A 12495-nucleotide genomic window follows, 5' to 3' on the forward strand; every position below is an offset into this window, starting at 1 on the left:
AGGCCAAATGATCAAACTCAGCCCACTGAGCGGGTTCCCCGAGTTTTTGCCGAGCGACCGGATCGTCGAGCTGGAGTTTCTCGAGACGATCCGGGAGACGTTCGAGCTGCACGGCTTCGCGTCGATCGAGACCCGTGCGGTCGAGCCGGTCGAGCGCCTGTCCAACCAGGGCGAGGACGCCGACAAGGAGATCTACGGCGTACGGCGGCTCGCGGCCGGAGCGGACGAGGACGCGGCCCTCGGCCTGCACTTCGACCTGACCGTGCCGTTCGCCCGGTACGTCCTGGAGCACAGCGGCAAGCTGGTCTTCCCGTTCCGGCGCTACCAGATCCAGAAGGTGTGGCGCGGCGAGCGCCCGCAGGAGGGCCGGTACCGCGAGTTCACGCAGGCGGACATCGACATCATCGACGCCGGTGAGCTGCCGAACCACTACGAGGTGGAACTGCCGCTGGTGATCGCGGACGCGCTGCGCAAGCTGCCGGTGCCTGAGTTCGTGATCAAGGTGAACAACCGCAAGATCCCCGAGGGCTTCTACCGCGGCCTCGGTCTGGACGACGTGACCACCGTGCTGCGGATCGTCGACAAGATCGACAAGATCGGCCCGGAGAAGGTCGTCGAGCGACTGATCGAGGCGGGCGCGACCGACAAGCAGGCGCGGCTCGCGGTGCAGTTGGCCGACATCTCCAGCACCGACACCTCCTTCGCGGACCAGGTGCGGGCGCTGGGCGTCGAGCACCCCACCCTCGAGGAAGGGCTCGAGCAGCTCAGTCAGGTGATGGCCGCGGCGGCCGAGCACGCGCCGGGCCTGCTGATGGCCGACCTGCGGATCGCCCGCGGGCTCGACTACTACACCGGCGCCGTCTACGAGATCTACCTGGTTGGCCAGGAGTCGTTCGGCTCGGTAGGTGGCGGTGGGCGGTACGACGCGCTCGCGTCCGACGGCAAGACGACGTACCCCGGCGTCGGCATCTCGATCGGGGTGTCCCGGCTCGTGCACCGGCTCGTCAGCCAGGGTCTGCTCAAGGGTTCCCGCCGTACGCCGACCGCCGTCCTGGTGGCGCTCAACGCCGAGGAGGATCGGGCCGAGGCGATGCGGACGGCGATCCAGCTACGCAGCCGGGGGATTCCGGTGGAGGTCGCGCCGGCCGCGGCGAAGTTCGGGAAGCAGATCAAGTTCGCGGACCGGCGGGGGATCCCCTTCGTCTGGTTCAGCACCGAGAACGGCCCCGAGGTGAAGGACATCCGCAGCGGCGAGCAGGTGCCCGCGGACGCCGCCACCTGGGCACCGCCCGCAAACGACGTACGTCCGAGCATTGAAACGCTGGAGGAGAACTCGTGATCCGTAACCGTTCCGCAGGTTCGCTGCGTGCCGAGCACGCCGGCGAGACCGTCGTCCTCGCGGGCTGGGTGGCGCGGCGACGCGATCACGGCGGCGTGGCGTTCATCGACCTGCGCGACTCGTCCGGCACCGTCCAGGTCGTCATCCGCGACGAGGAGGCCGCGCACGGCCTGCGGTCGGAGTACTGCCTGAAGATCGTCGGCGAGGTGTCGCCGCGTCCCGAGGGCAACGCGAACCCGAACCTGCCGACCGGCGAGATCGAGATCATCGCGAGCGAGGTCGAGGTCCTCAACGAGGCCGCCCCGCTGCCGTTCCCGGTCGAGGAGCACCACGCGACGCCGGTGAACGAGGAGATCCGGCTCAAGTACCGGTACCTCGACCTGCGCCGTCAGGGTCCGGGTACGGCGATCCGCCTGCGCAGCGAGGTGAACAAGGCGGCCCGTGAGGTCCTCGCACAGCACGACTTCGTCGAGATCGAGACGCCGACGCTGACCCGGTCGACGCCGGAGGGCGCCCGCGACTTCCTGGTGCCGGCCCGCCTGCAGCCGGGCAGCTGGTACGCGCTGCCGCAGTCGCCGCAGCTGTTCAAGCAGCTGCTGATGGTGGCCGGCATGGAGCGGTACTACCAGATCGCCCGCTGCTACCGCGACGAGGACTTCCGCGCCGACCGGCAGCCGGAGTTCACCCAGCTCGACATCGAGATGAGCTTCGTCGACCAGGACGACGTGATCGCACTGTCCGAGGAGATCCTGACCGCGCTCTGGAAGCTCGTCGGGTACGACGTGCAGACGCCGATCCCGCGGATGACGTACGGCGAGGCGATGGCGCGGTTCGGCTCCGACAAGCCGGATCTGCGGATGGGCCTCGAGCTCGTCGAGTGCACGGAGTACTTCAAGAACACGCCGTTCCGGGTGTTCCAGGCGCCGTACGTCGGCGCGGTTGTGATGCCGGGCGGTGCGGACCAGCCGCGCAAGCAGTTGGACGCGTGGCAGGAGTGGGCCAAGCAGCGCGGTGCGCGCGGGCTGGCGTACGTGCTCGTCGGGCAGGACGGCGAGCTGGGCGGTCCCGTCGCCAAGAACCTGTCCGAGGAGGAGCGTGCGGGCATCGCCGACCACGTCGGCGCGAAGCCGGGCGACTGCATCTTCTTCGCCGCCGGTCCGGTGAAGTCGTCGCGGGCGCTGCTCGGCGCGGCGCGGCTGGAGATCGGCCGTCGCGGCGGCCTGATCGACGAGTCGGCCTGGTCGTTCGTGTGGGTCGTGGACGCGCCGCTGTTCGAGCCGGCCGACGAGGCGACCGCCGCGGGTGACGTCGCGGTCGGGTCCGGCGCCTGGACCGCCGTACACCACGCCTTCACGTCGCCGAAGCCGGACTCGCTGGAGACGTTCGACACCGACCCGGGAGCGGCGCTGGCGTACGCGTACGACATCGTCTGCAACGGCAACGAGATCGGCGGCGGCTCGATCCGTATCCACCGCGAGGACGTGCAGAAGCGGGTCTTCAAGGTGATGGGGCTCAGCGACGAGGAGGCGTCGGAGAAGTTCGGGTTCCTCCTGGACGCGTTCAAGTTCGGCGCGCCGCCGCACGGCGGGATCGCGTTCGGCTGGGACCGGATCACCGCGCTGCTGGCCGGCACAGAGTCGATCCGCGACGTGATCGCGTTCCCGAAGTCCGGCGGCGGGTTCGACCCGCTGACCGCCGCGCCGGCACCGATCACGCCGGAGCAGCGCAAGGAGGCCGGCGTCGACGCCAAGCCGGAGCCCAAAGCCTGACGTTGCGTACTTGAGCAACACGCCTGGGGCGGTGGGAGAGTGACGCAAGTCTTCTCCTACCGCCCCAGGAGTGCTTCATGCTCGAACGTGTTCTGTCCTCCGCCCTCGCCAGCGCTGCAGTAGCCGCCGGAAGCCTGCTGGCAGCCGCGCCGGCCCACGCGGCGACCTACCAGACGACCGCCAGCGCTCTCAACGTCCGTTCCGACGCCTATCTGTCGGCAGCTGTCGTGAAGGTGCTGTCCGGGCCGGCCTCGGTCGAGGTCGACTGCCAGAAGTCAGGTGACTCGGTCACTGCCGGGTCGCGTACGACGACCTGGTGGGCGCATCTGCCCGCACACGGTGGCTACGTGACGGTCGCCTACCTCAACACCACCGAGACCAAGCTGTCCGGCGTACCGGAGTGCGTGGTCGATCCGGAACCGCCGATGGACGACGTGACACTGGCCGACGTCCAGGCGATGTTCGGGTCCCGGATCGCGAACCCGTCGATCGTCCAGACCGGGCTCCCGTCGCTGAACCAGGCGATGCGGGACGCCCAGATCAACACGCCGTACCGCAAGGCTGCCTTCCTCGCCACGCTGGTGCACGAGTCGCGGCTGGAGTACAACATCCGCGAGATCGGCGACACCCGTCCGTACGGCGGCCGCGGGTACATCCAGCTCACCGGCGACTTCAACTACGGCCCGGCCGGCCGGTACTTCGGCATCGACCTGCTCGGCAATCCCGATCTCGCGCTGTCCCTGCAATGGAGCGCGCCGATCGCCCGCTGGTACTGGACCGTTGCGCGCACCATCAACCCGTACGCCGACAACCTCGACATGGGCCGGGTCAACGCGGCCATCGGCTACCCGGCCGGTGCGGAGGACCAGCGCCGGTGCGACTCGTTCAAGAACGCCCTGCGTTATCTGACAGGCTCGGTGCCGTCCGGCATCATCTGCACCCGGCCGGCGGCGCTGCGGGGTGACACCAGCAAGCTGACGCGGAGCCAGTTCGCGGCCCTCGCCAAGCAGGGCTCGGGCCTGGGCTGACCGGTGCGGCCGGACCTCACGCGAGTGGGGTCCGGCCGCCGTGCCCGAGTCAGATCGGTTGCGCGCGGACCCATGCCTTGTCGGGCGTCAGGTACTCCGTGCGGCGGAGACCGGCCGTTGCCAGTTGGGCGGCCAGTTCGTCCTCGGCGAGGTTCTTGGTGATGATGCGCTGGGACCAGGAGCGGCCGTCGATCGTGTAAGCCAACGTGGCCGCCTGGGCGCCGCCGGGCAGGTCCTCGACGTCGGAGATGACCATGGTGCGATTGTCGTTCTCCAGTACGGCGGGGGCGTGGCGCCGCCCGGGGACCTCCTGCTGGAGCAGGACCGAGCCGCCGGGGCGGACGTGGTGGGCGCAGGTCTCGAGCAGGCGGAGGCGCTCGGCGTCGTCCGCCACGTTGATCAGGAACGACATCATCAGCACGACGTCGAACTGGCGGTCGAGCCGGAGGTCGGCGATCGTGGAGCGGATCGCTTCGGTCTCGGTGATCCGCGCGAGCATGTCCGGTGACTCGTCGACGGCGACGACCTGGTGGCCGAGGGCGAGCAGCGGGCGGGTGACCCGCCCGACCCCGCAGCCGAGCTCGAGGATGCTGCTGTTCGGTGCGATCGCGGCGTTGATCAGTTCGTCGTCGCCACCCGCCGCCGATGTGATCTCGTAGAGTTCGATCGCGCTGCCGTCCGGCGCGTGCGCTCCCGGCCCCGTACCGCCCTGTCCGACTCTCACAAGTCGTGCCCTCCGTCTTTTGGCTCCTACTTCAATTATCTAAAGTCGGTCAAGTGAGCGACGTACCGGTGGAGCTCCTGCCGCATCTGCGGCGGGCGCGGGATGTTGCCGATCGCAACTACGCGGCGGCGCTCGATCTGGCCGCGCTGGCGGCGGCCGCCGGCGTGTCGAAGTACCACTTCCTGCGCTGTTTCGCGGCGGAGTACGGCGAGACGCCGATGCAGTACGTGACGCGGCGGCGGATCGAGCGGGCCTCGGATCTGCTGCGGGCGACGAACCTGACGGTGACGGAGGTGTGCGGGCTGGTCGGGTACAGCAGCCTGGGGTCGTTCTCGCAGCGGTTCACCGAGCTGGTCGGGATGACGCCGTCGGAGTACCAGCGGACGCAGGCCGGGTTGCGGATCCCGGGGTGCTTCGTGTTCATGCTGGGGCTGAAGTCCGCAATTCCGGAGAAGCCCGGCGACGGCGGAGTCGCCTACCGTCGTACGGAGAGCCCTGCCGAGGAGGAATCGTGATCACCAACATCAGCCTGATGAGCGTCTTCGTCAACGACGTCGATGAGGCGAAGGCGTTCTACACGGACAAGCTCGGGTTCGAGCTGAAGACCGACATCAAGCTGCCCGACTTCCGCTGGTGCACCGTGTGCCACCCCGATCACCCGGAGCTGGAGCTGCAGCTGGCGCTGCCGGGCCCGCCGCTGGACGAGGAGGCCACCGCGGCCGTCAAGCGGATGATGGCGAAGGGCACGATGCACGGTTTCGGCATCGCGACCGACGACTGCCGCAAGACGTTCGCGGAGCTGACCGCCAAGGGCGTCGAGTACATCCAGGAGCCGTCGGACCGTCCGTACGGCGTGGAGGCGGTACTGCGCGACAACTCCGGGAACTGGCTCGTCCTCGTCGAGCAGAAGCCGTACACCGCGGAGGACTTCGCCTGAGCGTTACGGCATGCTTGCCGGATGGACATCACGGTCGATCCGGTCGGACTGACACCGCCGTACGAACAGGTGCGCTCGCAGCTCGAGGCGATGATCCGCTCCGGGGAGCTGGCCCGGGGGACCCGTCTGCCGACGGTACGGCAGCTGTCGCTCGATCTCGGGCTGGCCGTGAACACGGTGGCGCGCGCGTACAAGGAGCTGGAAGCCGACCAGCTGGTCGAGACCCGCGGGCGCAACGGAACGTTCGTGCTGGCGTCCCGCAGCCAGACCAACGACGCAGCGACCCACGCCGCCGCCCTGAAGCTCGCCGCAGCCGCCCGCCAGGCGGGCCTGTCCCTGGCCGAAGCCACGGAGATCCTGCAACGCGCCTGGTAGGTCAGGCGGGGGTGCAGATGACGTTGCCGTTGTCTTGGGAGAGGACGTGGAGGCCGGCGCGCTCCAGCTCGGCTCGGAGGGCTTCGGGGCGTAGGTGGCGGCGGTGGGGGAGGTACCACGTGTTGTCGAGTTGGACCGCGTCGGGCGTTGGCTCGGTGGTCTCCTGGTAGCAGATGCCGGTGGTGGCGTCGTACCGGAAGCCGTCCTCGTACACGCGGTCGGTGTCGTACATGGCCGTGGACAGGAGGTAGTAGCCGCTCAGTCGGTCGCGTACGGCGGTGAGGAGGGCGGCGCGGTCGGGGTCGGTGACGATCGACTGGAGGCAGTAGCTGTCGAGAATCACGTCGTACTGCTTGGTCCCGGGCGGCAGGGCGCAGACGTCGTGGACGCTGAAGTTGACGCTGACGCCGCGTTCGCGGGCGAACCGGCGGGCGAGGGTGATCGCCTCCGGGATCAGGTCGATCGCGTCGACGTGGAATCCGCGCGCCGCGAGGAAGCACGCGGCGGCGCCGGTGCCGCAGCCGTACTCCAGGACGTGGGGGGTCGGCCGCAGGTCGAGGTGGTCGAGGGTGCGTTCGAGGAAGGCGCGGTTCGGGAACGCGTCGAAGTCGTCGGTACGGTCCTGCTCGAAGAGGTCGTTCCACTGGGTCAGGCCTTCGTCGGCCAGTCGCCGGTAGGCCGCCTGGTGCTCGGCGTAGTAGTACCGCACCCGCTTACTATTGCTCGCCGCTGTACGTCTGTGCACCGGATTTTCGCGGGAGGGATGGGCAGATGGACGAGAACAAGCGGGCGGCTGTCGAGGAAGCTGAGCAGCTGCGGGCGGATGCGGAGGCCGCGAAGGCCGACCCCGCGGTGCAGGAGGAGTGGATCCGGCAGTCCAATCTGATCTACGGCGGTTTGGCCGCGGCCGGGCTGGTGGTGGTCCAGCCGTTCCTGACCGCGTCGCCGCTGGATCTGACCGCGACGATCTGCGTCGTCGCGTTCGCCGTCTCGATCCCGTTGCTCGCGGCGCTCCTGGTACTGAACCGGCAGGAGGCGTTCCGTCGTCAGGTGACCAGGTCGCGCCTGGTCAGCGTCGCCAAGGCGATCGCGGAGGGCGCGGCGTTCGCAGGCCTGACCGCGGCGTTCTGGCACATCTCGACGCTCGCGGGCGTCGTCTTCCTCGTCACCGGCATCGTCGCTGTCGGCGTCCATTCCGCCGGCTACACGAAACTCGAGTACGACGGCTCGTTCCGGTCCCGCTTCGCGCGTCGCAGGACGCCGGACGGAAACGATTCCAAGAAAGTCGGGCCAACGTTGTAACGAGGTATGTACACGCTCTCCGGAGGTTGCTAGATTCCCGGCAGATTTGACATCGATGTCAACCTCAGGGAGTGGTCGCGATGGTTTCGAGACGTGCGTTCCTGGCGGGCAGCGGTGCGGTGACGGTGGGTGGGCTCGGGATGGTTCCGGGCTTCACCACTGCCGCAGAAGCTGCAGTTTCATCGACGTCCGGCAGCCCCGCTCGGCTGCTGCCGGTGTTCAACCGCCCACGACACCTGGACTACGCCGACGTCAGCAAACTCAGCGGGGGAGATCAGACTCTGCTGACAACGTTGCAAGGCGTCGTCAACCGTACTGAGCCGGAGTTGTACTTCATCTACGACACCGGGACCGAGAGCGTGCCGGACGCCAAGTGGCTGTCCGAGATGCGCCTGCCGACGAAGCTGTACAAGAACCCCTTGGACCTGGTGGCGAAGTACCGGAGCCGGGTCCGCGGCGCGATCGTCCACGATCCCGCCGTACCGGACTCGCTGAACGTCGCGACCACGCTCGCCGGACTGGAGGGCGCCGTCGTCGCCGACGCGGAGCAGGCCAGGGCCCACGGGCTGAAGATCGTGAAGGACCTGCGCGGCATGTTCGACGACGACCGCGTGAAGACCTACCGCTGGCAGCTGGACAACCTGTTCCCCAGGGTCACCCACCAGCTGCTCGCCGGCCTCCCGCCGACCCGCGTGGTCGACGTCGAGGGCGTGGTCTGGCAGGAGATCGCCCGCGAGACACAACAGATCCGCGACTCGTCGAACCGCGGTACCTACACCCTCGACGTCTCGGCGAAGCTCGGCAAGGAAGCCGTGTACGTCAAGTTCGCGGACTCGTTCACCGACGACGGCTGGGGCGCCTCGGTGCGCACGGTGTCGGTCAAGGCGAACGGCACCGAGATCGCCAGCTTCGAACCGGACACGCCGGAAGAGGCTCCGTACCTGTTCGACGGCTCGCACTCGTCCATCGGCGGCGAGGCGAACCGCTTCGCCGACGGCGGCAACTACTGGATCTACCGCTTCGAACCACCCGCGGGTACGACGTCCCTCGTCGTCACCGTGGAGATGTGGAACCAGTACCTGGTGTCGATCACCGACACCTCACCCACCCGCATCGAGCCGTTCGCGTACTTCCGCGACTACGTGGTGGCGACGAAGGCCCTGGTGAGCTGGCTGCCACCGGGAGGCGCGACGGGCGAGCTGCTGATCGAGCACTTCGCGAAGTACCCGACGCCCGCGCCGTACCTGGGCTGGTTCGCGAACGACGTCTCCGGCGAATGGGACGGTGTCGACCTCGCGTCGAAGGGCGGCTCGCCCGTGGTCGCGGCCGACTTCTACATGAACGGCACCGTGCACGCCGGCCTCACCACACCGATCTCCGACAAGGTGCGTCCGGTACGGCGGATCGACTCACCGAAGAACAAGGTGTACGTCACGCTGACGTTCGGCGAAGGCGACAACATCCAGTACTGCCAGCGCCGGCTGCGCGAGATCTGGGACGACCCGAAGCGTGGCGAGGCGCCGACCAACTGGACGATCAGCCCGCTCCTGGCCGAGGCCGGACCGAACATCTACAGCTACTTCCAGCGCACCGCGACCGGCAACGACCTGCTCGTCTGCGGCCCGTCCGGCGGCGGCTACACCTACCCGTCGTCGTGGAAGCCCGCCGAGCTCACCGAGTACCTGAAGATGACCGGTAGCTTCATGCGCCGCACCGGCCTCGACCTGGTGTACGCGTACAGCGGCCGGCAGGACAACACGTGGGTCCTGCTGTCCAAGGAGATCGCCGAGGGGTACGCCGCCTACACACCGACCAAGGGGATCATGCAGACCTGGGACGGCGAACCGCTTGCCGTCCGTCAAGGTGGCCTGCCGATCACCGGGGGATGGGGCGCGCCCGGCAAGGCCGTCGAGTTCAAGGCCGCGCTGGACCGGCGGATCGCGAACTGGGACGGCGCGAGCCCGATGTTCGTGTCGGGCCTGATCGGCGCCTGGTCGTGGACGCCGTCCGACATGGCCGAACTCGCACCACTGCTTACCGACCCCTACGAACTGGTCCTCGGCAACACCTTCTACGACCTGCTCAACAGAGTGCTGTAAAAGGGTGCTCCGGCGGGCGGTCTGCAAACCGCCCGCCGGAGCATGCATCAGCCGAACAGCTTGCCGGCGTTACGGAGTGCGTGGGCGGCCACCTGTCGGCCCAGGGTCACTCCGACGGTGTCCGCCGTACGGGTGTGGATGCCGGACCAGACGCGGGCGTCGACGTTCTCGACGGTGAGCTGGCGCCAGTTGCTGTAGGTGCGCGTCACGCCCGGGGCGCTCGGGCTGCCGATTGTGTACGGCTTCGTGGTGCGTGCGCCGACCAGTGTGGTCAGCACCTGTTCGGCCGAGCCGGAGTACGTGTTGTGGCCGCTCGGGTAGTCCGGGTGGGCGGGAGTGTTGTGCAGCGGCGTCCACTCCGCGTCGACGGTCGTCCGAAGCGCAGTGATCGGACGCCAGCGCAGGTACGCGTACTTCGTGTCCGAGGTGGCGATCTGCGTGTCGACTGCGGCCACGTGGAACAGCGCGACCAGCTTGGTCCGCTCAGCCAACGGGCGCTGCGCTGCTTCTGACAGCGCGACTCGCAGGGGCTCGGTGTAGAGCACGTACGACGAGCCGAGCCAGAACGTGGCGGTGTCGGTCTGTGCCTGCGTGCGCGTCGTACTGCCGACCGCCCCGTCGGCACGAACCTCGGCCAGATCGCGGTTGTACTGCGGCGATCCCAGCGCCGGCGGTGGCCCCGGGCGGAACTGGTCGGCGCTGTCGAGGAGGAACGGTTTCGCCAGCCTGTTCCCGTACTGCGTCGCCGGACTGTACGTCGGCGGCGTCGGCTGCCACACACCCGCCGCGGCCGACGGTGGGGTGAACGGCGCGTTGACCGAGGCCGGGTCCAAGCCGTCGTCGGCACGCGATGCCAGGATCGCCTGTGCCTGTTGGCGTCCTGCCGCGACACCTGCAGTCTCGGCGCTGCCGTCGGGGATGCGGGCGAGTGTGGCGGTCAGGGCCTGATCCAGCTCGGTCTTACGGGCCGGTGCGAGAGTCACCAAGGTCTCGTGGACCGCGGTGGCGACAGCGGCTTCTTGGTACGGCGTCGGCGCCGCGGGCGATCGGAGTAGCGCACGGGTGGCTGCGATCCAGCCGATCGCCCAGGTGCGGTTGTTGGTTACCTGGGTCGGCGCGCCGGCGGCGGCGATCGTCTCAGCTGTGACGTGGTACCACTCCAGTGCGACGTCGGTCGGGGTCGTGGTACCGGCAGCGGGTGCGGATACCAGCGTTGACAGGGCGAGGGCGGACACGGCCGCCAGGGCAAGCGGTTTGCGTAGGGTCGTCACGCATGGATCGTGACACCCGGCAACCCGCTCCAAAGTGCAGTATCACTACTTGAGAACTGGACATTTGGCTTGACACTCATGGGTGCGGCCGCCTTGGAGGAAGGGCGGCCGCTGGGGGTGGGGGCTTACCAGCGGTGGGCGACGTCCACCACGAGGCGGCTGTTCGTGCCCGGGCCCGCGAGGGTGAAGACGCGGAACGGCAGCCGGGCGCGGACGCCGACGCCGATCGTGGTCTGGCCCTCGAAGCTGCCGGCGAAGGCGACCTGGCGGAACGTGCTGTAGCCACTCACGTTCGTCAGCTCACGGCGGTTCGCCGGTGTGTACGTCGACTTACCGGTGTTGCTGTCGTACGCCGGTGCGCGAACGATGACCTGCAGCTTCGCGCCACCGCGGAGCGGGACGAGTCGTCCCTCGCCGTCGGTGTAGACGTTCTGCACGTAGCGCACGTCGTACCCGGGTGCGCGGCCGCGAAGGTCGATGACCAGGCGGTCGAAGCAGGCGTGCCGTCCGGAGCGGACGTTGGTGATCGGCGACGCGACCATGCGGCTGTTTGTCTCGGGCAACGATCCCCAGCCGCGCGGGCACGAGGTGGTGGTCGAGGCGGCCGAAACGGTGCGGGGGGCGGAAGTGGAGCCGCTGAGCGTCGGTGCGGCGAACGCCGCCGCGGGGATCGCCAGGACGGCGACTGCGGCGAGGATCGTCTTGCGGGTGATGTGGTGGATGTTCATGATGTTTTCCCCCCTTATGAGGACACTTACTTGGACGGCTGCCGGGACGTGATAGTTGACTTCCGGACCTGGTGATTTCAGGTAGTCGATCGGGCACGATGAGCAGATGACCCCGGACGAGCTGCTCGACGTGTTCCACCGCCGGATCCGGCTCCCGGACGCGGACGCGATCCCGGGCTGGAAGCAGGAGCACGTCGGTCCCGACGGCCGGGTGCACCGCTCGTACGTGGAGGGATCGGAGGGTGCCGGATTCGTCGAGACGCCGCGCGGGCTGGGCGAGAACCCGGACGAGGTGATCGCGGCCGAGGTGGCGTTCTTCCAGGAGCGCGGGCTGCCGTTCGAGTGGAAGACCTACGCGTACGACGAGCCGGCCGATTTGGGGGAGCGGCTCGCGCGCCACGGATTCACGCGGGGCGAGGCGGAGACGCTGATCCTCGGCGAGGTGGACCGGATCCTGGAGCGGCCGTCGGCGCTGCCGTCGAAGGTGCGGTTGCGGGAGGCGCGGGACCCGGACGACTACCACCGGATCGGCGTACTCACCGACACCCTGTGGCACAGCGGCCTGGAGCGGATCGTCGACCGGCTGGCGGCGGAGGCGCGGATGTTCCCGGACCGGCTGTCGGTGTTCCTCGTCGAGGACGCGCTGAAGGGACCGGGCGGTCCCGCGGTGTCGGCCGCGTGGATCCGGTTCCACCCGGGCACCGGCTTCGCCAGCCTGTGGGGCGGCGGCACGCTCCCGGAATGGCGCCGCCGGGGTCTGTACTCCGCGCTGCTCGTCCACCGCGCCAGCCTGGCGAAGGAGCGCGGCTACGAGTTCCTCCGCGTCGACGCCTCCGAGGACTCCCGCCCCATCCTGCGGAAACTCGGCATGCACGGTGTCACCACCACCACGCCGTACGAGTGGACACCCTGACCTGACCTGC

13 protein-coding genes are annotated in these 12495 nt (G+C 68.8%); 9 read left to right on the top strand and 4 right to left on the bottom strand.

The window, feature by feature from the left end; all coding sequences use genetic code 11:
• The first annotated feature begins 7 nt into the window (after nucleotides 1-7).
• The 3 genes from hisS to BJY22_RS22090 all read left to right on the top strand — a co-directional run bounded on the left by hisS (nucleotide 8) and on the right by BJY22_RS22090 (nucleotide 4136).
• On the top strand, nucleotides 8-1339 hold the full coding sequence (hisS, locus tag BJY22_RS22080) for a histidine--tRNA ligase (RefSeq protein ID WP_167209673.1): 1332 nt from the start codon (nucleotides 8-10) through the stop codon (nucleotides 1337-1339).
• Nucleotides 1336-3108, top strand: a complete 1773-nt coding sequence (gene aspS, locus BJY22_RS22085) for an aspartate--tRNA ligase (protein ID WP_167209675.1) — start codon at nucleotides 1336-1338, stop codon at nucleotides 3106-3108. The genes hisS and aspS overlap by 4 nt, the downstream gene beginning before the upstream one ends.
• A 77-nt stretch (nucleotides 3109-3185) precedes the next feature.
• Nucleotides 3186-4136, top strand: a complete 951-nt coding sequence (locus BJY22_RS22090; RefSeq protein WP_167209677.1) for a glycoside hydrolase family 19 protein — start codon at nucleotides 3186-3188, stop codon at nucleotides 4134-4136.
• A gap of 49 nt (nucleotides 4137-4185) precedes the next feature.
• Here BJY22_RS22090 and BJY22_RS22095 read toward each other — a convergent pair whose 3' ends face one another.
• Nucleotides 4186-4860 (bottom strand): methyltransferase domain-containing protein, encoded by a 675-nt coding sequence (locus tag BJY22_RS22095; protein ID WP_167209679.1) that lies wholly within the window; start codon nucleotides 4858-4860, stop codon nucleotides 4186-4188.
• A gap of 53 nt (nucleotides 4861-4913) precedes the next feature.
• Here BJY22_RS22095 and BJY22_RS22100 point away from each other — a divergent pair, with 53 nt between their 5' ends.
• From BJY22_RS22100 to BJY22_RS22110, 3 genes are read left to right on the top strand one after another with little or no spacing between them, the layout of a single operon-like run.
• Complete coding sequence (locus BJY22_RS22100) at nucleotides 4914-5375, top strand: helix-turn-helix domain-containing protein (RefSeq protein ID WP_167209681.1); 462 nt, start codon at nucleotides 4914-4916, stop codon at nucleotides 5373-5375.
• The gene (locus BJY22_RS22105; protein ID WP_167209683.1) at nucleotides 5372-5797 is read left to right on the top strand and encodes a VOC family protein; all 426 of its coding nucleotides are present in this window, start codon (nucleotides 5372-5374) and stop codon (nucleotides 5795-5797) included. The genes BJY22_RS22100 and BJY22_RS22105 overlap by 4 nt, the downstream gene beginning before the upstream one ends.
• 21 nt (nucleotides 5798-5818) lie before the next feature.
• Nucleotides 5819-6172 carry a GntR family transcriptional regulator gene (locus BJY22_RS22110; RefSeq protein WP_167209685.1) on the top strand — a complete coding sequence of 118 codons (354 nt, stop codon included), beginning with the start codon at nucleotides 5819-5821 and terminating at the stop codon, nucleotides 6170-6172.
• Nucleotide 6173: 1 nt separating this feature from the next.
• On the opposite strand, the gene BJY22_RS22115 is transcribed toward BJY22_RS22110, so the two are convergent.
• A complete protein-coding gene (locus BJY22_RS22115; protein WP_167209687.1) occupies nucleotides 6174-6881 on the bottom strand; it encodes a methyltransferase domain-containing protein in 708 nt (235 codons plus the stop codon).
• A gap of 62 nt (nucleotides 6882-6943) precedes the next feature.
• On the opposite strand from BJY22_RS22115, the gene BJY22_RS22120 reads away from it, so the two are divergent.
• Both BJY22_RS22120 and BJY22_RS22125 read left to right on the top strand, forming a co-directional pair.
• Nucleotides 6944-7474 carry a hypothetical protein gene (locus BJY22_RS22120; RefSeq protein WP_167209689.1) on the top strand — a complete coding sequence of 177 codons (531 nt, stop codon included), beginning with the start codon at nucleotides 6944-6946 and terminating at the stop codon, nucleotides 7472-7474.
• Between the two features lie 80 nt (nucleotides 7475-7554).
• Entirely contained in the window at nucleotides 7555-9573 is a 2019-nt protein-coding gene (locus tag BJY22_RS22125; RefSeq protein WP_167209691.1) for a GxGYxYP domain-containing protein, read from the top strand.
• Between the two features lie 47 nt (nucleotides 9574-9620).
• Here BJY22_RS22125 and BJY22_RS22130 read toward each other — a convergent pair whose 3' ends face one another.
• Together BJY22_RS22130 and BJY22_RS22135 are read right to left on the bottom strand one after the other, a co-directional pair.
• Complete coding sequence (locus tag BJY22_RS22130) at nucleotides 9621-10844, bottom strand: phosphatase PAP2 family protein (RefSeq protein WP_167209693.1); 1224 nt, start codon at nucleotides 10842-10844, stop codon at nucleotides 9621-9623.
• A 125-nt stretch (nucleotides 10845-10969) separates the two neighbouring features.
• Entirely contained in the window at nucleotides 10970-11572 is a 603-nt protein-coding gene (locus tag BJY22_RS22135; protein WP_167209695.1) for an AMIN-like domain-containing (lipo)protein, read from the bottom strand.
• Nucleotides 11573-11678: 106 nt separating this feature from the next.
• Between BJY22_RS22135 and BJY22_RS22140 the strand changes: the two genes are divergently transcribed.
• On the top strand, nucleotides 11679-12485 hold the full coding sequence (locus tag BJY22_RS22140) for a GNAT family N-acetyltransferase (RefSeq protein WP_167209696.1): 807 nt from the start codon (nucleotides 11679-11681) through the stop codon (nucleotides 12483-12485).
• Nucleotides 12486-12495 lie beyond the last annotated feature (10 nt).

Origin of the sequence: Kribbella shirazensis (assembly GCF_011761605.1) — a bacterium.
Taxonomy (GTDB): domain Bacteria; phylum Actinomycetota; class Actinomycetes; order Propionibacteriales; family Kribbellaceae; genus Kribbella; species Kribbella shirazensis.